We start from the raw sequence: 24,722 nt of genomic DNA, 5'->3' as shown, positions 1-24,722 counted from the left end.
GCACCGTCACCATCGCCTACATGAAAAAAACCAGCCGAGGCTGGTTTTTTGATGCAATTTTTGCGCTTAAATTTGATTGTTTACATCATCATGCTTGGTTTCTCGAATCATTAAAAATGCGATTAAAGACAAGATGGATGCTGCACTTAAATAATAACCAACTGCAGCCAAGCCATAAGTGGTGGCAAGTTTGGTGGCAATCAGTGGGGCAAACGATGCGCCAAAAATACCCGCCAAGTTAAAGGTGAGTGCCGAGCCTGTATAGCGTACAGAAGTAGGAAAAATTTCAGACAACACTGTACCAATTGGTCCGTAAGTGAGTCCCATAATCGCCAAGCCAATACACAGGAAAATAAATACAATCAATGTGCTGCCTGAAGCAAGCATATCGGCAAAGAATAAGCCAAAAATTGCAGAGACGATGCACACCGCAATAGAGGTAGTTTTACGTCCAAATTTTTCGGCTAAAACGGCTGAGAGGGGAATAAATGCGGCAAAACACAATGTGGCTAGTAGTTGAAGTTTTAAGAATTCTTCACGTGAATAACCCAGTTGTTTAGTGCCCCATTGCAAGGCAAATACTGTAGTCAGATAAAACACCACAAAGGTACAAATTGCAGCGATTGTTCCGAGCACTAACATTTTAGCGTGTTTTTTAAAGACCTGAATAAATGGCACATTGACTTCTTTTTGTTTATTCAACACTTTTTGGAAGGCAGGCGTTTCATGCAGTTTTAAGCGAATCCATAAACCGACAATCACCAATAAGGCACTCGAAATAAACGGGATGCGCCAGCCCCATGTCATAAAGTCTTGCTCAGACATCAGCGCACCTAAAATAAGGAATGAACCTGTGGCAAGAATAAAACCAATCGGAGCGCCCAATTGTGGGAACATGCCATACCAAGCACGTTTACCTTCAGGGGCATTTTCTGTGGCTAACAGTACTGCTCCCGACCATTCACCGCCCAAGCCTAAACCTTGCCCTAAGCGACACAACGCCAACAGTAATGGCGCGATAATCCCAATTTGTGCATACGTCGGCAGTAAACCAATACAGACTGTAGAAATTCCCATGGTCAATAATGCCGCGACCAAAGTGGCTTTGCGTCCAATCCGATCTCCTAAATGTCCAAATAAAGCTGCGCCAATTGGACGGGCGATAAAGGCAATTGCAAAGGTGGCGAGAGATTGAATGGTTGCCGTCATTGGGTCAGTACTGGTCGGAAAGAACAGATACGGGAAAATAATGACTGCCGCAGTGGCGTAGATATAAAAGTCAAAAAACTCGATGGTGGTACCGACCAAGCTTGCAGTCAGTACTCGAAATTTAGAATTTTGAGTCGGCTGTTCAGCGGCAGCAGTAGATGAAGATGCCATACAGGACCTTATGTAAAGTGAATTTTAAATGAAAGTGCAATTTGGCACAGACCGCACTGGCAGAAAAATAGTAGATACTTCTTGTAGTTATACTTTTTTGAACAAGAAGTCGGTTACAAAACTGCATCCATGAACACCATTCAAATCTGATCGTTTTATCTGTAAGACATGAGCGATATTCAGCGTTAAATCACATACAGATAAATTGCCAGAAAGTGTGCGCCTGCACCAATTAAGACAAATACATGCCAAATTGCGTGGGTATATCTTACGCGTTTTAAGGCATAAAACAATGCACCCACGGTGTAGGCAATGCCGCCAATTAGCAAAAAGGTCAGGGCTTGGCTGCTTAAATAGGCTTGCATATCGTCCATGACCAGAACGGCTAACCAACCCATCACCAAGTAGGCAATTAAAGAAATTTTATGAAAACGGTTGATAAATACCAGTTTAAATAGGGTGCCAATCAGGGCAATAATCCACAGGGCAATTAACAAATATTGTGCTTTTTGAGTAGGAATCGCGATGGATAAAAATGGGGTATAAGTCCCTGCAATTAAATAATAAATTGCGGTGTGATCTAACTTTTTATAAAAATAACGACGGTCTGCTGCGGTTGCCATGTGATACAGCATTGAAGCAGAAAAAAGCAGTACCATGCTTATTGCATAGGCCCACAAACCTAGCCATTGTCCCGTACTTAAATACGCACCTTTAATGATTAAAAGAATACCTGCAATAAATGCCAAAGCCGCACCAACACCATGGCTCAGATAGTTAATCCGTTCTTCTTGCAGGTCATAATCAGGCACTAAAGGGGCATTTAATTTCATGGCGAATCTGCTTTAATTTCTTTAATTATACAACTGTATCGTAATTCAATTTTGCTTTTAGGGTAATAACAATTAAACTTGAATTGTAATTTTTTCAGGTTTTTATTATGTCGACTTTGGCTTCTCCCTCTGTGCAGGAACAACAATTCTTAGAGGCTTTTCAGCAAGCCATTGATACACAAAAGCTTGATCGTGTGGTGCTGAGTCAATATAAAGGCGAACTGGAACAATTAGAAAAAATCACCTTACGGGTGATTCAGCTAAATCAAGACACCGTTTTAACTTGTTTGTATCGCCATAAAACGCAGGATATCACCAAAAACTATCCTTTGGCAGAAGCACAGATACAATTGAGTCACTTATTGGCAGATTGTAAACAGGCCAATTTATTCACGACAGATCAGGAAATTCAGCTAAAAAAGAACAAAAAGAAAGCCATGCTTAGCATCAGTAAAACAGCACCGACTATAGCGAAACCGAAAGAACCACAAGGACATGACCGAGAAAAGCAGCGTTATGTCGATCAATCCAGCCCATTTTTACAACACTTGGGGATTAGCGATGCCAAAGCGCAAATTATTCCGAGCATGGCGCGGAAATGGAAACAGATTAATAAATTTATTGAAATTTTTTCGGGTGCCTTGGCGCAAATCAAAATTTCGGAAAATACCTTGCGCGTGGTGGATTTTGGTTCAGGCAAAGGCTATTTAACTTTTGCGCTCTATGACTATTTGCAAAAGCAGCAATTTATTCCCTTTGTGACTGGGGTGGAACTAAACCCGAAAATGGTTGAGTTTTGTCAGTCGGTGGCGAGTGCTTCAGACTTTCAGCAGCTAGATTTTTTTCAGGGCGATGTGCGCACCTATCAGCCAGAACATTTAGATGTAATGATTGCTTTGCATGCCTGTGATGTCGCCACCGATTTTGCAATTCATACTGGTATTCGCCTGAATGCACAAATGATTATGTGCGCGCCGTGTTGCCATAAAGAGTTGCGTCCACAATTACAAAGCCCAAGCGTGTTGCAACCGATGCTGCAATTTGGCATTCATGCAGGGCAACAGGCGGAAATGTTAACCGATACCATCCGCGCTTTATTGCTCAAAGCCTATGGTTATGACACCAAAGTTTTTGAGTTTGTCGCTTTAGAACACACCAGTAAAAACAAAATGATTTTGGCAACCAAACGTCAAAATTGGAGTGAACCTGATCAGACCGTTTTGGCGCAAATTCGTGATTTAAAAACCATGTACGGTATTCAAAAACATTCTTTGGAGTTGTTGTTGAATGATCAGTGGGATCAGCAGGGCATTGGTTCTAAGTGCTAAGCAAGATGGAACAGGATATAAAGATGCAAGATTATGAAATTCAATCGGGCACTTGGACACAATTTGCTGCAGAGGCCAAATCTATTCGTGAGCAAGTCTTTATTCAGGAACAGCGAATTGCGCCTGAAGATGAGTGGGATGCACAAGATGCAGTTGCCTTGCATTTTGTGGTCTATGCAACTGGACAGGCGATTGCAACAGCACGTTTACTGGAAAATCACAGTATTGGACGGGTCGCAGTGTTGAAATCACAGCGCGGTTTAGGTGTGGGACGTGTTTTAATGCAGCATATTATTCAGGTGGCAAAGCAGCAGCAACGTCCGTGGGTCAAGTTGTCTGCGCAGGAACACGCGATTCCGTTTTATCAAAGTTTGAGTTTTCAGGTTGAGGGTGAGTCGTATTTAGATTGTGGTATTCCGCATGTAGATATGCGATTGATATTTTAAATGAATTGTCGATAGTCCTGATTTTAATCGTGCAAAATAAAAATCGCCATGATGGAATGTGATCATGGCGATTTCTTTTTATAAACTGTATGAACAGAGCCGCTAGCGCATATTAATGTCCATGTGCGGGTGCTGGCTCATGGTTTTCAGGCATATTGGCATGTTCTGTTTCAGTCATACCGTGTGCATCTGCAGTTTCAGCAGCCAAAGCTTCACGTGCTTCACGATCTGCTTGTGCTTTTGCCAATGCTTCTTGTGACATAGCTGGCGCATTTTTAAAGGCGTGTTGCTGAGTATTCTGCTTTTGTTGCTGGCTAGGCATGTAGTCAGGTTCATTCGTGACCGCTAACCAGAAAATAAACATGAAAATTCCACCCAAAATACAGAAAATAAAGAGTGCTTTCCAACCCCAAGGTGATTTTTCAGGAGTAAGGCGTTCGGTCATGTGCATCTACCCAATTTGAATCTAAATCTTAAAATTATGTAACTTTATAACATAAAATGCATAAAAAACGGATTAAATTCTATTCATGCAGGGATATTCATTGTAATTTTGAGCAAATAAAAAGAGGGATGATGTATCCCTCTCAGATTGTTTTAAATTTAAAGTTTAGACTTAAATGCTTTTAGCATCTGCAGCAACACGGTCTTGCAAAATTTTAGGTGGGGTAAAACGTTCGCCATATGCTGCAGCAAGTTGCTGTGCTCGTGCCAAAGCCTGTGTTAAACCATATTGATTTAAAAACTGCAAAGCACCACCTGTCCATGCAGGGAAGCCAATGCCAAAAATTGACCCAACATTGGCATCAATGACAGATTCTAAAACACCTTCTTCCAAGCAACGTAAGCTGTCCAGTGCTTGTACAAATAAGAAACGGTTAATCATCTCTTGTTCAGCGATTTCGGTATTTTTATACCAATGACTTAACCCCGACCAAAGCTGTTTTTTACCCTGTTCAGGGTAGTCATAAAAGCCTGCACCTGCAGCTTTGCCTTTACGTGAGAATTGATGAATCATGGTTTGAATGACTTCATCTGCACTCGACAGTGGTCGGTCTTTTCCTTCGGCTTGTAACGCTTTACGTGCTTCCTGCGCCACGTGTTCAGACAAGGTTAAAGACACTTCATCCTGAATGGCAAGCGGACCAACAGGCATACCTGCTTTTAAAGCTGCCATTTCAATTTTGGCAGGATGTACGCCTTCTGCCAGTAAGCGCAAGCCTTCCTGCACAAAAGTGCCAAACACCCGACTGGTAAAAAAGCCACGTCTGTCATTGACTACAATCGGTGTTTTACCAATGTGTTGCACAAAGTCATATGCTTTTGCCAAAGTATCGGCAGAGGTGTTTTTTCCTTTAATGATTTCTACCAACGGCATTTTATCGACAGGACTAAAGAAATGCAGTCCAATAAAGCGCTGTTGATCTTGCGCAGCTTGGGCAAGCCCGCTTATTGGCAAAGTTGAGGTATTGGATGCCATCACACCTTGTTCTGCCAGAAAAACTTCGGCTTCTTGTGTGACTTGCGCCTTGAGTTGAGGATTTTCAAATACCGCCTCAATAATCAAATCACAGCCTTGTAAATCGGCAGCCTGTGCCGTTGGATGAATATTGGCTAAGACTTGTGCTGCTCGCTCTGCACTTATACGACCTTGCGATACTTGTTTATCCAATAGTTTTTGACTGTAAGCTTTGCCTTTTTCAGCTTGTTCGATGGATACATCTTTAAGAACAACCGCAATGCCTTTGCTTGCTGTGGCATAAGCAATGCCTGCGCCCATCATGCCTGCACCTAAAATGCCGACTTTTTGAGTTTGATGCGGTGCAATGCCTTGCGGACGGCCACTGCCCGATTTAATCGCATTCAGCCCATGCCAAAAGGTGCCAATCATATTTTTAGAAATTTGACCTGTTGCGAGCTGGGTAAAATAGCGAGATTCAATGCGTAAGGCTGTATCGACATCAACCTGCGCACCTTCTACTGCTGCACTCAAAATTGCTTCAGGCGCAGGGTAACAGCCTTTGGTTTTGTCGCGTAGCATGGCAGGAGCAATGGAAAGCATTTGCGCGACAGCAGGTGTAGATGGTGTTCCCCCAGGGATTTTATAGCCTTTGACATCAAATACTTGTTGTGATTGAGGATGTGCAAGAATCCAGTCTTGGGCTTTGCTGAGTAATTCTGTTTCATTTTCAGCAAGATCATGGATTAAACCTAAACTTTGTGCTTTTTCCACACTCAGCTGTTTGCCTTCCATCAACAGCGGCAGGGCAGTTTGTAAACCCAATAAACGTACCATCCGCACAATACCACCGCCACCAGGCAATAAACCTAAAGTCACTTCGGGTAAACCAAACTTGGTTTTTGCATCACGAATTGCAATACGATGATGACAGCACAGAGCAAGTTCCCATCCGCCGCCGAGTGCCGTGCCATTTAAGGCAGCTACCACAGGAATACCACGGGTTTCAATATAACGCAGCTGTGCTTTTAGGTTTTCAATCATCTGAAAAAATGAGCTGGCATGCTCAGGCTGTACTTGAATCAACTCATCTAAGTCACCGCCTGCAAAAAAGGTTTTTTTCGCAGAGGCGAAAATGATTCCCGCCACTTGTTCGTCTGCTTTTAACTTTTGTACCACTTGCGCTAATGCATCTCTAAAGTCAGCATTCATGGTGTTGGCAGATTGATTTGGTGAGTCAAAGGTTAGAATGACAATGTTATCGGCATTTTTATAATAGTGAATGGCGCTCATTTTTATACTCCTTATACTCGCTCAATAATGGTGGCAATTCCCATCCCACCGCCTACACATAATGTAGCCATGCCGCGTTTTTTATCTTGTCGTTCTAGCTCGTCCAGTAAGGTGCCTAAAATCATGGCACCTGTAGCGCCAAGTGGATGACCCAAGGCAATAGCACCACCATTCACATTGACTTTGGCGGGATCAACCTGAAGTTCTGTAATAAAACGCAGAACCACGGCTGCAAAGGCTTCATTGACTTCAAACAGATCAATATCTTCAATGTTCAGTCCTGCTTTGGCTAAGGCTTTGCGTGCTGCAGGCGCGGGTCCTGTGAGCATAATGGCAGGGTCTGTGCCAACCAGTGCGGTAGCAAGCACTTTGGCGCGTGGTTTTAAGTTGTGTTGTTGTACCGCTTGTTCCGATGCAATCAAGACCAATGCCGCGCCATCAACAATACCTGATGAATTGCCTGCATGATGCACATGATTGACTTGTCCTGCTTCAGGATATTTTTGCAGGGCAATCGCATCAAAACCCATTTGTCCCATATTGGCAAAACTCGGCTTGAGCTGTGCCAAGCTTTCAGCCGTGGTCTGTGGTTTGATAAATTCATCTTGTGCCAAAATCACCACACCTGCCTGATCTTTGACAGGTACAATCGAGCGCTCGAAATGTCCCTGTGCTTGTGCTGCTGCGGCTTTGTGCTGTGATGCTGCTGCAAATTGATCGACTTCTGTACGGCTATAGCCATCGAGTGTGGCAATTAAGTCAGCGCCAATACCTTGTGGAATAAAGTCACAAGCCATATTGGTTTCAGGGTCGAATGCCCAAGCACCACCATCGGAACCCATTGCCACGCGTGACATAGATTCCACACCACCTGCAACGATTAAATCTTCCCAACCCGAACGAACTTTTTGCGCTGCGAGGTTCACGGCTTCTAAACCTGAGGCACAAAAGCGGTTGATTTGTACCCCAGCAACATCATTGTCCCAACCTGCGGCAATCGCTGCGGTTTTGGCAATATCTGCACCCTGATCGCCAATTGGTGTGACACAACCCAAAACAATATCGTCTACTTGTGAGGTGTCTAGGTTGTGTCGTTGTTGCAATTCATTCAATAAGGTTGTGAGTAGGCGAATGGGTTTAACTTCGTGTAATGCGCCATCTTTTTTTCCTTTGCCGCGCGGAGTGCGAATAGCATCAATGATGTAGGCCTCGCTCATAATCAATCCCTTGTCGATAGTTTTCTTTATGATTGCTTTTGAGTGTAATCTGAAAATTTTGAAGTGCAATGACGAGAACGGTACAGGTCAGTGAGGTTTTTTGCTAATTGGGATGACGCAGTAATTTGGCAGAAAGATTGAAACTATAATAGAGCGATAAAAAAAGCCCTTGCGGTGTGCAAGGGCAATCGATTGGAATTACGAGTTATTGTGAATTGTCGATTCTAAATTAATGATAACCGTGCAACTGACGGTATAAACCAGGTGTGACGCCAGTCCACTTTTTGAAAGCACGGTGGAAAGTACTGGTTTCGCTAAAGCCAACTTGTTGTGCCACATCTTCAAGGGTAAGTTCAGGATTCAGCAATAGGTGAATCGCGGCATCACGGCGTAATGCATCTTTTACCCCTTGATAGCTTTTACCTTCTGCAGCCAAACGACGACGCAAGGTTTGTGGCGATAGGTACAGCATGGATGCAACATCGTTCAAGGTTGGCATTTCTTCGCCAATTTGGCTCTTTAACACGTCACGAATACGCGAAGTTAAAGAATTGGTGTTTTTGAATTTCACCAACAATTGCGCAGGCGCGGTTTTTAAGAATTCGTCTAAGGTTTCTTGGGTTTGACGAATTGGTAAATCCAAGTAGTCGGCAGCAAAGGTAATTTCGGTGCGTGGCATGTCAAATTGCATGACAGGCGCAAAGAACAGCGCATCGTATTCATCTGCATGTGCAGGACGTGGATAGCCAAAATGTACGCGCTCCAAAGGCAGGCGACGTTCAATCAGCCAAGATGCCAAGCCGTGCCAAATCATCAACATACTTTCAGTAATAAAGTGATCAGGATCCATAGCTTGTGGAATAGATGGTACCAAACGTGCTTCGTGTTTATCACGTTCTAAGGTAACCGACCAATCATCACCAAACAGTTTGTAGAATTGCGAAGAGAGTTCTAAGGCATCGCCCAGTGTTTTGGCGTGAATTACCAATTGGCACATGATCGCGAATGTACCCAAACGACGTGGCTGAGAATCAAAACCCACGTGTTCGTCTTGGGTCACCATCCACAACATTTTAATAAAGCGAGTATATTGTTCAGGTGAAATACGTGCTTTCGGTTGGCGCAGAAGTTCTGCCTCAATACCGACATGAGATAATAAGGTTTCGACATCCATGCCGAGTCGCTTAACACCCGTGAGCGCTGCATTTACAAAATGGATACTAATGGTATCTCTGCTCATGTTAAATCCTTCAGTCTCTTTTGTATTCACGTAAGCTTGACCTAAATGACGCTAAAAATTGAAATTGGCAATTTACAATACCAATTTTACTTATTTTACATAATAAATTGCCGAAATGATCAAGGTAAATGGCTGAACATGACATTGTGTTACAGTTTTGCTGTTTATAAGATGAACGGAAAATCAGTAAAAATAGAGTAATCACAACAATGACACATGCACTGAGCGGTTTAAAAGTTTTAGATTTTTCCACCCTATTGCCCGGCCCTTTTGCTAGTTTGTATTTGGCGGATATGGGCGCAGAGGTCATTCACATCGAATCGGCAAGCCGACCTGACTTGATTCGTTTATTTCCGCCCTATGCCAATGGACAGGCGACTTCACATAGTTATTTGAATCGTAATAAACAGTCAATTACTTTGGATTTAAAATCTCCGGAAAGTATTCAACTCATCCACGAGAAAATTACTGATTTCGATATTGTACTGGAACAGTTTAGACCAGGGGTGATGCAGCGTTTAGGACTGGACTATGCCAGCTTGGCAAAAATTAATCCGCGACTGATCTATTGTTCCATCACAGGTTATGGACAAACAGGCGATTATCAACAAAGGGCAGGACATGACATCAACTATTTAGCCTTGTCTGGCATTGCGGGGCATAGTGGACGGCAAGCGGGTGGGCCGCCACCGCTCGGGATTCAAGTGGCCGATGTAGCAGGTGGATCATTGCATGCTTTGGTGGCGATTTTAAGTGCAGTGATAGAACGTCAGCGCAGTGGTTTAGGGCAGTATATTGATATTTCGATGACCGATTGCGCTGCGACTTTAAACAATATGGCCGCTTCAGCAGTTTTGGCGGCACAGGTTCCTCAATATGCTGAGCAATCTTACTTAAATGGTGGCACCTATTATGACTATTATGAAACAGCAGATGGCCGTTATCTTTCAGTCGGTAGTTTAGAGCCGCAGTTTATGCAGGGTTTGGCACAGATTTTAAACTTACCGATACTTTTGGAAAAAGGGGCATCTTTAGATCCGCAAGAGCGCTTGCAAGTCAAACACGCTATTCAAGATAAAATTAAAACACAAAGTTTTGCCACATGGCAGCAGGTATTCGCGCAATATGATGTCTGCGTTGAACCTGTATTCACTTTAGATGAAGCCTTACATTCACCTTTGGCACAGCAACGCGGTTGGACAGTAGAAGTTCCTATTCAGCAGAATGCCGAAAAAACTGAAACTCAGTTGGCGTGTCCAATTAAATTTTCACGTTCTCAAATGCGTTACGATTATATCGGGCAGGCTTTGGGCGCAGGGCAGTGGTCATCTCAGACTAAAAATCAGGATGAAGATAAAGCCAAGTCATAAGCATAGGTAATCAATAAAAAGATCGAATAGATGCTTTAGCAGAAAAAATGCTAAAGCTTGCATTATTTTGTGATAGCTCTATAAAAAGTCTATAAATTTTGGCAAAGGCTTACTGGTTGTGATGTTGCCATGGCTTATCAATAAAACCGCTAAGAAATATGTAAAAAACACATTTTGTTGATAGATTGAATCTCGCTATGCTGTCAGCCGTGATAATAGAAATGACTAGCTGTACGCCATGTATTTATATACTGATTTCGATCAGCAACTGATTAATGAACGTGTTGCACAGTTCCGCGACCAAACGGAACGTTATTTAGCAGGCAAATTGACTGAGGATGAATATCGTCCATTGCGTCTGCAAAATGGTTTGTATGTACAACGCTATGCGCCAATGTTGCGTATTGCGGTGCCTTACGGTCTGATGAACTCTAAGCAATTGCGTAAAGTTGCGCAGCTTGCCAAAGACTATGACCGTGGCTATGCGCACGTATCAACACGTCAAAATATTCAGTTTAACTGGCCTGCACTGGAAAATGTGCCTGACATGCTGGCAGAGCTTGCAACCGTACAAATGCACGCAATTCAGACTTCGGGTAACTGTATTCGTAATACCACCACAGACCAGTATGCAGGTGTCGTGGCGGGCGAAATTGCTGACCCACGTCCAACCTGTGAATTAATTCGTCAGTGGTCGACTTTCCACCCTGAATTTGCCTTCTTGCCACGTAAATTCAAAATTGCGGTGTCTGCACTGGAAGAAATTGACCGTGCTGCGACTGCATTTCATGACATTGGCGTCTATATTGTTAAAAATGAAGCAGGCGAAATTGGCTATAAAATTAAAGTTGGTGGCGGCTTAGGTCGTACTCCAATTATCGGTAGCTTTATTCGTGAGTTCTTGCCACGTGAAGATTTGATTGCTTACTTAGAAGCTATTTTACGTGTTTATAACTTGCATGGTCGTCGCGACAATAAATATAAAGCACGTATCAAAATTTTGGTAAAAGCCTTAACTCCAGCAGTATTTGCAGAAAAAGTTGAAGCTGAATTTGCACATACGGTGAAAACCTTAAAAATTGATGCAGAAACTTTGCAAAAAATGGATAAAAACTTCACGCCATTTGCTTATCAAAACTATGCCGATGAAGATTTTAGCGAGCTGTTTGCGCAGTATCCAAAATTCAAGCAATGGTTCAACATCAACACCAATGCGCACAAAGTACAAGGCTATCGTATTGTCACCATTTCATTGAAACGTGCAGGTGTTGCACCGGGTGACATGACGACAGAAGAAATGAATCTGATTGCAGATTTAGCCGATCAATATACCTTTGGTGAGTTGCGTACCACGCATGAGCAAAATATTGCTTTGGTAGATGTGCCACAAAAAGACCTGTTTGCATTGTGGCAAGTGCTCGATGCCAATAACTTGGCGCGCGCGCATATTGGCTTTATTACCGATATTATTTGCTGTCCGGGTGGTGATTTCTGTTCACTTGCCAATGCCAAATCTATTCCAATTTCAGAAGCCATTTCACGCCGTTTTGATGATTTGGATACCATTTATAATCTTGGCAAACTGGATTTGAATATTTCAGGTTGTATGAACGCTTGTGGTCATCACCACGTTGGTAATATCGGGATTTTAGGTGTCGATAAAAAAGGCGCTGAATTCTACCAAATCACTTTAGGTGGGCATGCAGACCATGATGCGTCAATCGGTGATATTTTAGGGCCATCTTTTGCTGCTGAAGTGATTCCTGATGTGGTGGAAGAAATTTTAAATACCTACTTAGATTTGCGTAGTGAAGGTGAAGACTTCATCGACACTTATCGCCGTGTCGGCATTCAACCATTTAAGGAGCGCGCTTATGCTTAATACTGCACTACCTGTGCTCGCGAAAGATGGCACGATTGCAGACAATACTTATCAAGTGATTGCTGAAGATGCAGCATTACCGCAAGGTGATGTGGTGCTCAGCGTTGAACAGCTTGATCAGTTGGCACAAATTTCAGGTAAAAAAGCCCTATATTTAACGGTAGATGCTTCGCCTGAAAACCATGAATTTCCATTGGCAGAACTGGATGCGATTTTTATTGAATTTGCAGGTTTTAACGATGGCCGTGGTTATTCTTTTGCGGCATTGTTACGCCGTCAAGGCTTTCAGGGTGAACTTCGCGCAGTCGGTGATGTCTTTAAAGACGTCTTAAATTATATGAAGCGTGCAGGTTTCGATACTTTCGTGATTAAAGAAGGTAAAGATGTGCAAGAAGCTGCAGCAGGTTTGGCGGACTTTACCCATCCTTATCAAGCTTCTACCGCAGTGCCAAAACCAAATTATCAAACAGGTGCGTAATATATTGATGATGGATTTCATCGAAATGTAGATAGATTTTATCGAAATATCACGGTTCACACATTTACAAACAGCCTGCCATGTGCAGGCTTTTTGTTTGCCTTAAAATGATCAAACGGCTTGTTTTATCGCACTTCTTAATGATTTAATTTACCGTAAAGTGCTGTAGTATAAGCACGCTGATGTAGCATCGCAGTCTTATGTAGGCGTTATTTTTACATTATCAAAAATCAATCAAGACGATAATTTGATGTGATTATCCTCTGATTTATTTTTCAATTTTTTCATGATGAAGTGATTTGTCTTTATGCAAAATTCTATCCGTATTGGTATTGCTGGTTATGGCAACTTAGGTCGTGGTGTTGAAACGGCGATTCATAAAAACCCAGATTTACAATTGGTGGGTATTTTTACCCGTCGTGCGCCTGAAAGCGTTTCACCATGTTTTGCTGAAACAGCAGTGTTTCACATGGATTCATTGTCAGATTTTCAAGACAAAATTGATGTGCTGATTTTATGTGGTGGTTCAAAAGACGACTTGCCACAACAAGGTCCAGTACTGGCGAGCCAATTTAATATTGTCGATAGTTTCGATACGCATGCACGTATTCCTGAATATTATGCATCTGTAGATGCACCTGCGACAGCGAACAAGAAAACTGCACTCATCTCAATTGGTTGGGATCCAGGCATGTTCTCGATTAATCGTTTATTTGGTGAAGCGTTGTTACCTGATGGTGAAACCTATACTTTTTGGGGTAAAGGTTTAAGTCAGGGTCACTCAGATGCCATTCGTCGTGTTGATGGTGTAAAAGCAGGTGTGCAATATACCATTCCATCGAATGATGCCATTGAACAAGTGCGTAGCGGTGCGCGTCCTGTATTAAGCACCAAAGATAAACATACTCGTGAATGTTATGTCGTACTTGCAGAAGGTGCCGATGCTGCTGCGGTAGAGCAAGCGATTGTGACCATGCCAGATTATTTCGCTGACTACAACACAACCGTAAATTTCATTGATGAAGCGACTTTAGCCAAAGATCACCAACGCATGCCACATGGTGGTTTTGTCATTCGCAGTGGTAATACCAGCGATGAACAAAAACAAGTGCTTGAATTCTCATTGAAGTTAGACAGCAATCCTGAGTTTACCGCGAGTATTTTGGTGGCTTATGCACGTGCTTGCTATCGTTTAAACCAAATGCAGCAATATGGTGCAAAAACTGCTTATGATGTTGCGCCAGGTTTATTGTCAATGAAATCGCCTGAACAGTTGCGTGCAGAATTGCTCTAAACTTTTTAAAGCTATAAGCAAAAAGACGAATCAATGATTCGTCTTTTTACTTTTTGAATAAAGAAAGGTTAGGGAATGACTTTATTCAATCTACCTCAATCCCTCTTTACGAAATAGGGGTTGCAAGGCACTTAAAGTAATTCAATCGCGACCGCAGTTGCTTCACCACCACCAATACAGAGAGCAGCCACACCACGCTTGCCACCTGTACGTTTAAGCGCATGAATCAAAGTTAGGATAATACGTGAACCTGTAGAACCCACAGGATGCCCAAGCGCACATGCACCACCGTTGATATTCACTTTTTCAGGATCAAGCTTGAACTCATCCATTGGGCACATGGTGACCATAGCAAAAGCTTCATTAATTTCCCATAAATCTACATCTGCAACTTGCCAAGCTGCTTTATCCAATACTTTTTGAATCGCAGCAACAGGGGCGATCGTGAACTCCGATGGATGTTGTGAATTGGTGGCATAAGCCACAATTTTCGCTAATGGTTGTAAACCTTTATTTGCTGCATTTTCTGCAGACGTTAGGACTAAGGCTGAAGCACCATCTGAAATTGAGCTGGCATTGGCTGCGGTAATTGTGCCATCTTTGGCAAAAGCTGGACGAAGGGTTGGGATTTTTTCAATATTGGCATTAAACGGTTGTTCGTCTTTATCGACAACCACGTCACCTTTACGTGTTGAAACATGTACAGGCACAATTTCATCGGCAAAATAGCCTTCATTTACGGCAGTTTGCGCGCGTTTGAGAGAGCGAATCGCAAAATCATCCATTTGTTCACGGGTATAGCCTTTGCTATTGGCCATATCTTGTGCGAATGAGCCCATTAAACGCCCTGTTTCTGCATCTTCTAAGCCATCTAAGAACATGTGATCTTTCACATCACCGTGTCCCATGCGGTAACCCGCACGTGCTTTAGTCAGAATATAAGGTGCATTACTCATTGACTCCATACCACCAGCGACAATGATTGAGGCAGAACCTGCTTTGATTGCATCGGCTGCTTGCATGACAGCTTTCATACCAGAACCACAGAGTTTGTTGATGGTGACCGCACCTGTAGAATCTGGTAAGCCTGCTTGACGCATCGCCTGACGAGCAGGGCCTTGCTTTAAGCCTGCAGGCAGGACGCAGCCCATAATGACTTCATCGATTTCTGTTGCTTGTACCCCCGCACGTTGAATGGCCGCTTGGATACTTGCCGCACCTAATTCTGGTGCAGTCACATTGGCTAAACTGCCTTGAAAGCCACCCATTGCAGTGCGTGCACCATTTACAATAACGATATCCGTCATTTTATTCTCCCAGTTTTTTATATGTGCTTTTGTCTAGATTTAATTCCAAGCAGGAATAGATCACTTCAGCAGTATAGGCAAAAAAAGATGAGAATAAAGTGACAATATAAAGATCATTTAGACTGCTCAGTTAACATCCATTGATGTCTTCAGCTCGAGTTTGCCCCATTTTACTAAGCACCAGTCGTTTGCTCGCGACGTGAGTAGAGCAGTAAAAGAAACTACCATTCGAGCCGATCGGCAAACCTTGTTGTGCATTAAAAGTTACACTGGGTATGTTTAAAGTGCCACGCCAATCCAAGGTACCGTATTTAAGTGCAGTTTTTTCTGTATAAAGAATGTATTCATTGTTGTCTATCTGACGATTTTTATTTCGATCAATAAAAATCATAAAACCCGTATTCCAGTTTTGCTTACTGCATTGGCTAAAGTCATGTGTTGGACAGATCACAACATTACTATGATGGGTGAAGGCATGGGAGCGTGCTATTTTCAGGCTGGACTGTAATGAATACTGAATTCGCTTGAGTTCTTGTTGTGCCATCAGCTGATGAAAATAGGGCAGGGCAATCATGACTAAAATCGCACTAATTGCTAACGTGACGATCAATTCAAACAGCGTGAAGCCGTTTTTGCTTATATTTGACATAAGTCTATACCTGTTATTGTTATGTTTTTTTATGATTAATTTGAGTAATTTGTTGTTTTATAGCGCTTTATCTGCTGTATAATAAATATTAAACAACTTTCGAGAAAGCTGTTAAAATAAAGCGCAAGAAAGATAAGCTATTCACAATAAAAAATTGAGTAGAAAGTTACCGAATTACAACGGAAATTGTAAGTAATTTTGTCAATAATTTACTTGATTAAAATTATCAAGCACTTGGAAAAGTAATAAAGTGTTTGTATGATTCAAAGTGACTAGCTTAAAAATAATACTGGGGTATAAGAAAGCCTATCTCAGGGTAGTCGAAAATTTAGGCTTGAGCTTGAACAACAATTGTTATCTCTGGAGGATAAATCCATGAAAATGAGTCGTATTGCATTAGCAATGCTCGTAGCTGCTCCTTTAGCTGCTGCAAACGCGGGCGTAACTGTTACCCCATTAATGCTTGGTTACACTTTCCAAGATACTCAACACAACAATGACAAGCTAACAGATGGTCCAGAATTACAGGATGATTTATTTGTTGGTGCAGCACTTGGTGTTGAACTTACTCCTTGGTTAGGTTTCGAAGCTGAATATAGCCAAGTTAAAGGTGATGTAGAAGGTCTTGGTGCGGGTGCTGAGTATAAAGCTCAAAATATTGCTGGTAACTTCTATGCAACTTCTGACTTGATCACTAAAAACTACGACAGCAAAATCAAGCCATACGTACTTTTAGGTGCTGGTCATTATAAATACTCGCCAGAAGGCTCTATTGCTGGTGAAGATATTGAAGGTACTTTAGGTAATGCAGGTGTTGGTGCGTTCTTCCGTTTGAACGATGCTTTATCTCTTCGTACAGAAGCGCGTGGTACTTACCACTTTGACGAAAAATTCTGGAACTACACAGCTTTAGCTGGTCTTAACGTTGTTCTTGGTGGTCACTTGAAGCCAGCTGCTCCTGTAGTAGAAGTTGCTCCAGTTGAAACCGTTGCTCCAGTTCAACCAGTTCAACCAGCTCCACAAGAGTTGACTGAAGACCTGAACATGGAACTTCGTGTGTTCTTTGATACGAACAAATCAAACATCAAAGATCAGTACAAGCCAGAAGTCGCTAAAGTTGCAGAGAAGTTAGTTGAATATCCAAACGCTACTGCTCGCATCGAAGGTCACACTGACAACACTGGTCCACGTGCATTGAACGAACGTTTATCTTTAGCTCGTGCGAACTCTGTTAAATCTTCACTTGTAAATGAATACAATGTAGATCCAGCTCGTTTGTCTACTCAAGGTTTCGCTTGGGATCAACCGATTGCTGACAACAACACTAAAGAAGGTCGTGCTATGAACCGTCGTGTATTCGCGACGATCACTGGCAGCCGTACAGTGACTGTTGAACAACAAGCTCAATAATTTGAGTTAAGTTGAAAAAACGACTCTTCGGAGTCGTTTTTTTATACTTCTTTTTTTATGAGGTGTTTGGATTAAAGAGTGCCTGAAATAATTTACATTCAATACGTTTAAAAAATATTGTAAAAGTATGATTTTTAGAATAAAGAGTAAATAAGGTAGAGGCTGATGGTGCTTAATATTTCGGTCTGTTGACTCGTAAACTTAGTCGAATTTTTATACCAAGTTTATCGTCAATTCATTAAAAAACTCCAAAGCGTCGTCGCAGATCAAAATTTTAAAATAAGATATATGTACTCGATGTCTATCAGTCGATCAAGTCGTTGTTTAGCGATTATAAAATCAACATTGAGCAGTCTGTGGCGTGATCTCTCGCCGTAATAATGATAACAAAATATGTTGTAAATCGAATTTGGTTTAAATTTACCCTAAAAAACAGCCAAATGTTGGCTGTTTTTTTGAACCTTAGCTTCTTAAATGAAGTGAATAGAAGAAGAAATTTTTTAGTCATGATCAGGGTGTAGTGGTTTCACATCCATCTCCTGATATGCAATCAGTTTGGTTTTGTGTTTCCATTTATAGCCTAACCAAATGACCAAGAACAAAAGAATACCAATATAAGTCGATAAAACAGCGAGCCATTCACCTTCAAGCACTGCTTGGTAGTTTTGCCCTAATACAACAATCGCACATAAAATAAAGGCAAACCATGGCGCAAAAGGAAAGAATTTGGCGCGGTAATCTAAATCTTCAAGTTTGTAGCCTTGTGCCAAATAGCCTTTACGGAAGCGGTAATGCGATACAGCAATTCCGAGCCAAACGATAAAGCCACACATGCCTGACATATTCAGAAGCCAGTTAAATACTTGTTTTTCGCCAATAAATGTTGTTAAAAAACATAGTGCAGCGATTGCTGTTGTGGCATACAGTGCATTCATTGGGACGCCACGAGCATCCAAGCGGGCAAAAGCTTTTGGTGCACTGCCTTTACGTGCCATATCAAATAGCATACGGGTCGATGAATACATACCCGAGTTACCAGCAGAAAGAATCGCAGTTAAAATTACTGCATTCATGACACTTGCGGCAAAGGCAAAGCCTGCCTGTTCATATAGTAAAGTAAACGGAGAGAGTGCAATGTTATCGGTGGCGGCTGCTTGAAGTAAACGTGGGTCATCATAGGCGATTAAGGTACCAATAATAAAAATACACACGATATAAAACAACAAAATACGCCAGAAGATTTGTTTAATTGCAATTGGAATGGTTTTCTTAGGATTTTTAGATTCACCCGCTGCAACGCCAACCATTTCAGTACCTTGAAATGAGAATCCTGCAATCATCGCCACACCAATTAAGGCAGATAGTCCACCTACAAATGGCGCTTCGCCTTTGCTCCAATTGGCAAATGTAGCAACATCAGGGTTGAGCATGATTTTGACAATCATAAAAATACCGATAATGATGAATGCCACAATCGCAAGTACTTTGACCAAAGAAAAGAAGAACTCAGACTCACCAAAACCTTTGACGGTTAATGCGTTAATTGCGAAAACCACCGCTAAAAATAATGCACTCCAGTAAAAGCCAGGAATATCAGGAAACCAAAATTTCATGATGAATTGCACCGCAACCAATTCAAATGCCACGGTAATGGCCCAGTTGTACCAATAGTTCCAACCTAGTGCAAAACCGAAACCACCTTCGACATATTTACTGCCATAGGTAAAGAACGCGCCTGAAGTTGGATTATGCGTTGCAAGTTCGCCTAGACTGGTCATCAAAAAATAAATCATGACGCCAATTAGGGCATACGCAAGCAAGGCGCCACCAGGACCTGCATTGGCAATGGTCGCACCTGAAGCAAGGAATAAACCTGTACCAATTGAGCCACCAATGGCGATCATGTTTAAATGACGCGCACCGAGCTTACGCTGCAGTTTTCTACTGTTGTGTGAGTCGCTCATCCTACTTCCTTTGTATTTTTCTGCGTGCTGGCAAACAGCACTTTAAAGCCTTGTTGATCTGCCTTGATTGTGCATTGACCGAAACTTTGTTCAATTAAGAGTGGATAATTCAAAAAGCGATTGGCCACAATCCAAAGTTCACCACCCGATTTCAGGTGACGACGTGAGGTTTTACACAGATTTTCACTGGCATCGTAATGTGTGTGAATGCCTTGGTGGAACGGGGGGTTACTCACGATGGCATGCAAAAATAGCGGTGCATCCTCAATGCCTGTCACGGCTTTAATTTCAAGCTGTTGTGGATTGAGCTGATTTTTTTCAAACGTCATTTGCGTTGACGCTAAAGCAAAGGCATCGACATCTAAGGCAAAAATACGATTTTCAGGGTTAAGTTTGGCTAAGTAAGCACTGATCACACCCGCACCACAGCCAAAATCTGCAATTTTCCCAGCAGTAACCTGATTCAAATAAGGCAGTAATACAGCCGTGCCAACATCCAAGTGTTTTTGGCTAAATACACCCGGCAAGGCACAAATCTGTAAATCGCCTTTAGGTGTAGCAACTGTATAGTTTTGCGCCCAATCTGCTAAGGCTTTAGTTTGAACCTTGCAGTCTAAAATCAGCTGCCATAGTTGGCAGTGGCGGGCGCTATCTAGTTTGAGTGTTTTGCCATAAGGTTGTAATTGCTTTGCAGCCCGTTCAATTCCTGCTTTCTTTTCACCGACTAAAAATACGCTGCTGCCTTGTGGGAGTTGTGCGGCAATGGTGTGAATCAGGTAATTGAGCAGTTCCTTGGATTTCGGCACAAAAATAACAGCCTGATCAAATTCACCTGCAGGCAATTCTGCACCAAAATGCACTTGCGCCTGTCGATTTTGAAAGTATTGATAGTCGTTAAAATTCCATGTCCAAACAGAAGTTTGGATTGAGTCACCCAATTCTGCGAGGAGTTGATCGGTCGGGGCATTGATCAGTAGAACGCGACCAGACAAATAGTCATATTGTCTGAGTAAAACTTCGCTTTGGGGGTTCATGGTTCTCTCTCCAATAGAAAAACACTGCCCAAGTTCAGCTCAGACAGTGTTTTTTGGACATGCAATTACTTTTTAGTTTCAGGAAGCACAATATTTAAAATGAGTGCTGCAATACCGCCTGTTGCAACGCCTGAACTGAAAATATTACGGAATAATTCAGGTAAGTGTTCCAGAATTTGTGGCACTTGTGCAACACCTAAGCCTAAGCCTAATGAAATTGCAATAATCAGTAAGGCACGACGATCTAAAGCGACACCTGAAAGAATATTGATTCCCGAAGCGGCAACGGCACCGAACATCACCATCACAGCACCACCCAACACGGCTTGAGGCACAGCCTGAATCACACCCGCGACTGCAGGAAGTAAACCTAAAATGATGAGTAGAGCAGCAATCCAGATACCGACATAACGGCTAGCAACACCTGTAAGTTGAATCACGCCATTGTTTTGGGCAAATACCGAACTTGGGAAGGTGTTGAAAATACCTGCCAAGAATGAGTTAACGCCATTTACCAATACACCGCCTTTAATGCGTTGCATCCACTGTGGGCCATCGACAGGTTGATTGGAGAGTTTAGAGGTCGCGGTAATATCACCAATGGCTTCCAGTGAAGTCACCAAATAAATAAATGCTAAAGGAATGAATAAGCTCCAAGAGAAATCCAGTCCAAAATGCATCGGTGTCGGAACTTGTACCAAAGAGGCATCTTTCAGACCTGAAAAGTCGAGATGACCCATCATGCCTGCCATTGCATAACCAATCACCAAGGCAATTAAAATGGCAGAGCTTTTAATCCACGTGATATTGATGCGGTTCAAAATAATAATAATCGCCAAGACCGTACACGACATAATCAGGTTGTCGGTATTTGCAAAGGTATTATTGCTCATGGCTTGATAGCCACCACCCATACTGATTAAACCTTCTTTAATTAAGGTTAAGCCAATCAGAAGTACCACAATGCCTGTGACCAGTGGGGTAATCAGCTTTTTGACCCACGGTAAAATTTGCGATACGCCCATTTCAATAAACGAACCCGCAATGACCACGCCAAAAATTGCCGCCATGACCGATTCAACAGGTGTGCCTGCGGCGACCATGGCAGAGCCAATACCAATAATTGGGCCAATAAAGTTAAAACTGGTGCCTTGCACAATGAGCAAACCTGTACCAAAAGGGCCGACTTTTTTACATTGTAAAAAGGTTGCAATACCTGAAATGACCAAAGACATTGACAAGATCATGTTGGTATCTTGTTTGGAAACGCCTAAAGCCAAGCAAATTAAGAGGCCTGGTGTGACAATCGGAACAATAATTGCCAGTAAATGCTGAAAAGCTGCTAAAAAAGCGATGAATGGTTTTGGACGGTCATTCAGACCATAGACCAAATCGAGCTGGTCTTTTGGGTGGGGAGAGTGGTTTAAATCAGACATGAGTCATAAAAAATTGCAAAAGTGGCGCTATTCTAATCGAGTTACACAGCTTTACAAAACCCAAAGCACGCCACTCATCAAAAAAAATTGTGTGTGTCAATAAAGTGTCACTATAAAACTTTAGTATTTTTCTGTATAATTTGCCCTCAAATTTATAGCGTATTGAATTTAAATGTCTGATATTAAAACTCTCCGCAACATCGCAATTATTGCGCACGTTGACCACGGAAAAACAACTCTTGTGGATAAACTTTTACAACAATCGGGCGCACTCGGTGAACGAGCGGGCGAGATTGAGCGTGTCATGGATTCAGGCGCTATTGAAAGTGAACGTGGTATTACCATTCTTGCAAAAAACACTGCAATCAAATGGTTAGACAAACGTACTGATACTGAATACCGCATTAACATTGTGGACACCCCGGGACACGCCGACTTCGGTGGCGAAGTTGAACGTGTAATGTCGATGGTGGATTGCGTACTTCTTTTGGTTGACTCACAAGAAGGCCCAATGCCACAAACACGTTTCGTAACGCAAAAAGCGTTCGCACGTGGTTTAAAGCCAATCGTGATCATCAACAAAGTAGACAAGCCAAACGCGCGTCCAGACTGGGTTATTGATCAAGTATTTGACTTGTTTGATAACTTGGGTGCAACCGATGACCAATTAGACTTCCCAATCGTATATGCATCAGGCTTACGTGGTGTTGCTGGTCCTGCGCCAGACGAATTAGCGGAAGATATGACGCCGTTATTCCAAACAATTGTAGATATCGTCGAGCCACCAGCAGTTGATGTTGATGGTCCATTCCAAATGCAAGTCTCTTCACTTGACTATAATAGTTTCGTGGGTGTGATTGGTGTGGGTCGTATTCAACGTGGTTCTGTGAAATTGAATACACCTGTAACCGTGATTGACCAAGAAGGCAAAACACGTAACGGTCGTATCTTAAAAATCATGGGTTACCACGGTTTAGAGCGTATCGACATCGAATCTGCATCTGCAGGTGACATCGTTTGTGTAACAGGCATGGACGAATTACATATTTCTGACACGATTTGTGATCCGAAAAATGTAGAAGCTTTACCGCCGCTTTCTGTAGACGAACCAACCGTATCGATGACTTTCCAAGTTAACAACTCACCTTTTGCGGGTAAAGAAGGTAAGTTTGTGACTTCACGTAACATCCGTGAACGTCTTGACCGTGAATTGATTCATAACGTTGCACTTCGTGTAGAAGATACTGACAGTCCAGACCGTTTCAAAGTATCTGGTCGTGGTGAGCTTCACCTTTCTGTATTAATTGAAAACATGCGCCGTGAAGGCTTCGAAATGGGTGTATCTCGTCCGCAAGTCATCTTGAAAGAGATTGATGGCGAAATGCAAGAACCATACGAAAACGTGACTTTTGACGTGGAAGAACAGCACCAAGGCGCTGTGATGGAACAAATGGGTAACCGTAAAGGTGAGATGACCAATATGGAAGTAGACGGTAAAGGCCGTATCCGTATTGAAGCCACTGTGCCTTCACGTGGTTTAATTGGTTTCCGTTCTGAATTCATGACCATGACTTCTGGTACGGGTATCATGACGTCAAGCTTCTCACACTATGGCCCAATGAAAGCAGGTCAAGTTGCCAAACGTCAAAACGGTGTGTTGATCTCTATGGTTCAAGGTACGTGCTTGGGTTATGCATTGTTCAGCTTGCAAGACCGTGGTCGTTTATTCGCCAAGCCTCAGTTAGAAGTTTACGAAGGTATGATCATTGGTATTAACTCTCGTTCAGATGATATGGTGGTTAACCCAACCAAAGCGAAACAGTTAACAAACGTACGTGCTTCTGGTACTGATGATGCGTTGACACTGGTACCTGCAATTGAATTCACGCTTGAACAAGCGCTTGAATTTATTGAAGATGATGAGCTGGTTGAAGTAACGCCAAAGTCAATTCGTATCCGTAAGCGTTACTTGACTGAAAACGAACGTAAACGTAACCGTTCTGGTAAATAAGTTTTAAAAATGATGTTGTCCTCATGCGGGGCAGCAAAATTTAAAAATGCCATCAATTTATTGATGGCATTTTTTGTTTAAAATTAGCAAACCAATATATAAAAGCAGATGATTTCCGAGTAAATTACGTGGAAATGAAGCTATAAAATTAATGTATACTTCGTCACATAAATTAAAGTCAAAAAAACTGGAGATTTAAATGAGTATTATTCAAGAGTTCCGCGAATTTGCGGTAAAAGGTAACATGATCGACTTGGCTGTCGGTGTGATTATTGGTGGGGCATTTGGTAAAATTGTTGACTCATTAGTGAAAGATATCATCATGCCATTGATTACTGTGATCACTGGCGGTGGTGTGGATTTCACACAAAAGTTCTTTGTTTTGGGCGATAACCCAAACAATTTACAGTCTTTAGATGAGTTAACCAAAGCAGGTGTAAATGTCCTGACCTATGGTAACTTCCTTACGATTTTAATTAACTTCATTATTTTGGCATGGGTGGTGTTCTTAATGGTGAAAATGATTAATCGTATGCGCCGTAAACAAGAAGAAGCAGCGCCAGAACCAGCAGCAACGCCAGAAGATATCGCGTTGCTACGTGAAATTCGTGATGAATTGAAAAAACGTCAATAATTTTTAATACGCAATCAAAACAAACGGCGCTTTATGCGCCGTTTGTTTGCACCCTAT

General features: G+C 42.3%; 20 protein-coding genes. 9 read left to right on the top strand and 11 right to left on the bottom strand.

The window, feature by feature from the left end; translation table 11 throughout:
- Window positions 1-66 precede the first annotated feature (66 nt).
- Together ACEO2X_RS02655 and ACEO2X_RS02650 are read right to left on the bottom strand one after the other, a co-directional pair.
- Window positions 67-1,380 (bottom strand): MFS transporter, encoded by a 1,314-nt coding sequence (locus ACEO2X_RS02655; RefSeq protein ID WP_371971031.1) that lies wholly within the window; start codon window positions 1,378-1,380, stop codon window positions 67-69.
- A gap of 185 nt (window positions 1,381-1,565) precedes the next feature.
- Window positions 1,566-2,213 carry a hemolysin III family protein gene (locus tag ACEO2X_RS02650; RefSeq protein WP_004972459.1) on the bottom strand — a complete coding sequence of 216 codons (648 nt, stop codon included), beginning with the start codon at window positions 2,211-2,213 and terminating at the stop codon, window positions 1,566-1,568.
- 107 nt (window positions 2,214-2,320) lie between these two features.
- Here ACEO2X_RS02650 and ACEO2X_RS02645 point away from each other — a divergent pair, with 107 nt between their 5' ends.
- Together ACEO2X_RS02645 and ACEO2X_RS02640 are read left to right on the top strand one after the other, a co-directional pair.
- Window positions 2,321-3,541, top strand: a complete 1,221-nt coding sequence (locus ACEO2X_RS02645; protein WP_371971030.1) for an SAM-dependent methyltransferase — start codon at window positions 2,321-2,323, stop codon at window positions 3,539-3,541.
- Window positions 3,542-3,564: 23 nt separating this feature from the next.
- Window positions 3,565-3,987, top strand: a complete 423-nt coding sequence (locus ACEO2X_RS02640; RefSeq protein ID WP_004972455.1) for a GNAT family N-acetyltransferase — start codon at window positions 3,565-3,567, stop codon at window positions 3,985-3,987.
- 112 nt (window positions 3,988-4,099) lie between these two features.
- Here ACEO2X_RS02640 and ACEO2X_RS02635 read toward each other — a convergent pair whose 3' ends face one another.
- The 4 genes from ACEO2X_RS02635 to ACEO2X_RS02620 form a co-directional block, all read right to left on the bottom strand.
- On the bottom strand, window positions 4,100-4,432 hold the full coding sequence (locus tag ACEO2X_RS02635) for a hypothetical protein (RefSeq protein ID WP_004972453.1): 333 nt from the start codon (window positions 4,430-4,432) through the stop codon (window positions 4,100-4,102).
- A gap of 171 nt (window positions 4,433-4,603) precedes the next feature.
- A complete protein-coding gene (locus ACEO2X_RS02630; protein WP_180186448.1) occupies window positions 4,604-6,739 on the bottom strand; it encodes a 3-hydroxyacyl-CoA dehydrogenase NAD-binding domain-containing protein in 2,136 nt (711 codons plus the stop codon).
- A gap of 11 nt (window positions 6,740-6,750) precedes the next feature.
- Complete coding sequence (locus ACEO2X_RS02625) at window positions 6,751-7,956, bottom strand: acetyl-CoA C-acetyltransferase (protein WP_096901568.1); 1,206 nt, start codon at window positions 7,954-7,956, stop codon at window positions 6,751-6,753.
- A gap of 229 nt (window positions 7,957-8,185) precedes the next feature.
- A complete protein-coding gene (locus ACEO2X_RS02620) occupies window positions 8,186-9,196 on the bottom strand; it encodes an AraC family transcriptional regulator (RefSeq protein WP_004972448.1) in 1,011 nt (336 codons plus the stop codon).
- Between the two features lie 209 nt (window positions 9,197-9,405).
- Between ACEO2X_RS02620 and ACEO2X_RS02615 the strand changes: the two genes are divergently transcribed.
- The 4 genes from ACEO2X_RS02615 to ACEO2X_RS02600 all read left to right on the top strand — a co-directional run bounded on the left by ACEO2X_RS02615 (window position 9,406) and on the right by ACEO2X_RS02600 (window position 14,220).
- The gene (locus ACEO2X_RS02615) at window positions 9,406-10,566 is read left to right on the top strand and encodes a CaiB/BaiF CoA transferase family protein (protein ID WP_371971029.1); all 1,161 of its coding nucleotides are present in this window, start codon (window positions 9,406-9,408) and stop codon (window positions 10,564-10,566) included.
- A gap of 238 nt (window positions 10,567-10,804) precedes the next feature.
- A complete protein-coding gene (locus tag ACEO2X_RS02610; RefSeq protein ID WP_096901566.1) occupies window positions 10,805-12,448 on the top strand; it encodes a nitrite/sulfite reductase in 1,644 nt (547 codons plus the stop codon).
- Window positions 12,441-12,926, top strand: a complete 486-nt coding sequence (locus ACEO2X_RS02605; RefSeq protein WP_180006101.1) for a DUF934 domain-containing protein — start codon at window positions 12,441-12,443, stop codon at window positions 12,924-12,926. Before ACEO2X_RS02610 ends, ACEO2X_RS02605 begins: the two co-directional genes overlap by 8 nt.
- Window positions 12,927-13,233: 307 nt before the next feature.
- Window positions 13,234-14,220 carry a diaminopimelate dehydrogenase gene (locus tag ACEO2X_RS02600; RefSeq protein ID WP_004972441.1) on the top strand — a complete coding sequence of 329 codons (987 nt, stop codon included), beginning with the start codon at window positions 13,234-13,236 and terminating at the stop codon, window positions 14,218-14,220.
- A 131-nt stretch (window positions 14,221-14,351) separates the two neighbouring features.
- Here the strand turns inward: ACEO2X_RS02600 and ACEO2X_RS02595 are convergent, their stop codons facing one another.
- Window positions 14,352-15,527, bottom strand: a complete 1,176-nt coding sequence (locus tag ACEO2X_RS02595; RefSeq protein ID WP_371971028.1) for an acetyl-CoA C-acyltransferase — start codon at window positions 15,525-15,527, stop codon at window positions 14,352-14,354.
- Window positions 15,528-15,657: 130 nt separating this feature from the next.
- Complete coding sequence (locus ACEO2X_RS02590; protein WP_178867341.1) at window positions 15,658-16,176, bottom strand: GspH/FimT family pseudopilin; 519 nt, start codon at window positions 16,174-16,176, stop codon at window positions 15,658-15,660.
- Between the two features lie 375 nt (window positions 16,177-16,551).
- Here ACEO2X_RS02590 and omp38 point away from each other — a divergent pair, with 375 nt between their 5' ends.
- Window positions 16,552-17,586: an outer membrane protein Omp38 gene (omp38, locus tag ACEO2X_RS02585; protein WP_371971027.1), complete on the top strand. Its 1,035-nt coding sequence runs from the start codon at window positions 16,552-16,554 to the stop codon at window positions 17,584-17,586.
- Between the two features lie 500 nt (window positions 17,587-18,086).
- On the opposite strand, the gene ACEO2X_RS02580 is transcribed toward omp38, so the two are convergent.
- From ACEO2X_RS02580 to ACEO2X_RS02570, 3 genes are all read right to left on the bottom strand, one after another.
- A complete protein-coding gene (locus ACEO2X_RS02580; protein ID WP_136144722.1) occupies window positions 18,087-19,550 on the bottom strand; it encodes an amino acid permease in 1,464 nt (487 codons plus the stop codon).
- Complete coding sequence (locus tag ACEO2X_RS02575) at window positions 19,547-20,584, bottom strand: methyltransferase (protein ID WP_096901563.1); 1,038 nt, start codon at window positions 20,582-20,584, stop codon at window positions 19,547-19,549. The genes ACEO2X_RS02580 and ACEO2X_RS02575 overlap by 4 nt, the downstream gene beginning before the upstream one ends.
- Window positions 20,585-20,649: 65 nt before the next feature.
- Window positions 20,650-22,020 (bottom strand): uracil-xanthine permease family protein, encoded by a 1,371-nt coding sequence (locus tag ACEO2X_RS02570; RefSeq protein ID WP_371971026.1) that lies wholly within the window; start codon window positions 22,018-22,020, stop codon window positions 20,650-20,652.
- A gap of 172 nt (window positions 22,021-22,192) precedes the next feature.
- Here ACEO2X_RS02570 and typA point away from each other — a divergent pair, with 172 nt between their 5' ends.
- Window positions 22,193-24,031 (top strand): translational GTPase TypA, encoded by a 1,839-nt coding sequence (typA, locus tag ACEO2X_RS02565; RefSeq protein WP_104853091.1) that lies wholly within the window; start codon window positions 22,193-22,195, stop codon window positions 24,029-24,031.
- 199 nt (window positions 24,032-24,230) lie between these two features.
- Window positions 24,231-24,665, top strand: coding sequence for a large conductance mechanosensitive channel protein MscL (mscL, locus tag ACEO2X_RS02560; RefSeq protein WP_004972423.1), 435 nt, complete (start codon window positions 24,231-24,233; stop codon window positions 24,663-24,665).
- Window positions 24,666-24,722: the final 57 nt, after the last annotated feature.

It is taken from the genome of Acinetobacter sp. AL9, from assembly GCF_041464035.1.
GTDB lineage: Bacteria > Pseudomonadota > Gammaproteobacteria > Pseudomonadales > Moraxellaceae > Acinetobacter > Acinetobacter towneri.
Note: the sequence above shows the minus strand (reverse complement) of the source record. Positions and strands in the feature narration are given on the sequence as shown.

Excerpts from the sequence above, each read along its gene's own strand:
- ACEO2X_RS02590 (WP_178867341.1), bottom strand. The coding sequence starts at position 16,176 with ATGTCAAATATAAGCAAAAACGGCTTCACGCTGTTTGAATTGATCGTC.
- ACEO2X_RS02655 (WP_371971031.1), bottom strand. The coding sequence starts at position 1,380 with ATGGCATCTTCATCTACTGCTGCCGCTGAACAGCCGACTCAAAATTCT.
- ACEO2X_RS02645 (WP_371971030.1), top strand. The coding sequence starts at position 2,321 with ATGTCGACTTTGGCTTCTCCCTCTGTGCAGGAACAACAATTCTTAGAG.
- mscL (WP_004972423.1), top strand. The coding sequence starts at position 24,231 with ATGAGTATTATTCAAGAGTTCCGCGAATTTGCGGTAAAAGGTAACATG.
- ACEO2X_RS02615 (WP_371971029.1), top strand. The coding sequence starts at position 9,406 with ATGACACATGCACTGAGCGGTTTAAAAGTTTTAGATTTTTCCACCCTA.
- typA (WP_104853091.1), top strand. The coding sequence starts at position 22,193 with ATGTCTGATATTAAAACTCTCCGCAACATCGCAATTATTGCGCACGTT.
- ACEO2X_RS02610 (WP_096901566.1), top strand. The coding sequence starts at position 10,805 with ATGTATTTATATACTGATTTCGATCAGCAACTGATTAATGAACGTGTT.
- ACEO2X_RS02625 (WP_096901568.1), bottom strand. The coding sequence starts at position 7,956 with ATGAGCGAGGCCTACATCATTGATGCTATTCGCACTCCGCGCGGCAAA.
- ACEO2X_RS02570 (WP_371971026.1), bottom strand. The coding sequence starts at position 22,020 with ATGTCTGATTTAAACCACTCTCCCCACCCAAAAGACCAGCTCGATTTG.
- ACEO2X_RS02605 (WP_180006101.1), top strand. The coding sequence starts at position 12,441 with ATGCTTAATACTGCACTACCTGTGCTCGCGAAAGATGGCACGATTGCA.
- ACEO2X_RS02635 (WP_004972453.1), bottom strand. The coding sequence starts at position 4,432 with ATGACCGAACGCCTTACTCCTGAAAAATCACCTTGGGGTTGGAAAGCA.
- ACEO2X_RS02600 (WP_004972441.1), top strand. The coding sequence starts at position 13,234 with ATGCAAAATTCTATCCGTATTGGTATTGCTGGTTATGGCAACTTAGGT.
- ACEO2X_RS02640 (WP_004972455.1), top strand. The coding sequence starts at position 3,565 with ATGCAAGATTATGAAATTCAATCGGGCACTTGGACACAATTTGCTGCA.
- ACEO2X_RS02650 (WP_004972459.1), bottom strand. The coding sequence starts at position 2,213 with ATGAAATTAAATGCCCCTTTAGTGCCTGATTATGACCTGCAAGAAGAA.
- ACEO2X_RS02575 (WP_096901563.1), bottom strand. The coding sequence starts at position 20,584 with ATGAACCCCCAAAGCGAAGTTTTACTCAGACAATATGACTATTTGTCT.
- ACEO2X_RS02595 (WP_371971028.1), bottom strand. The coding sequence starts at position 15,527 with ATGACGGATATCGTTATTGTAAATGGTGCACGCACTGCAATGGGTGGC.
- ACEO2X_RS02580 (WP_136144722.1), bottom strand. The coding sequence starts at position 19,550 with ATGAGCGACTCACACAACAGTAGAAAACTGCAGCGTAAGCTCGGTGCG.
- ACEO2X_RS02630 (WP_180186448.1), bottom strand. The coding sequence starts at position 6,739 with ATGAGCGCCATTCACTATTATAAAAATGCCGATAACATTGTCATTCTA.
- omp38 (WP_371971027.1), top strand. The coding sequence starts at position 16,552 with ATGAAAATGAGTCGTATTGCATTAGCAATGCTCGTAGCTGCTCCTTTA.
- ACEO2X_RS02620 (WP_004972448.1), bottom strand. The coding sequence starts at position 9,196 with ATGAGCAGAGATACCATTAGTATCCATTTTGTAAATGCAGCGCTCACG.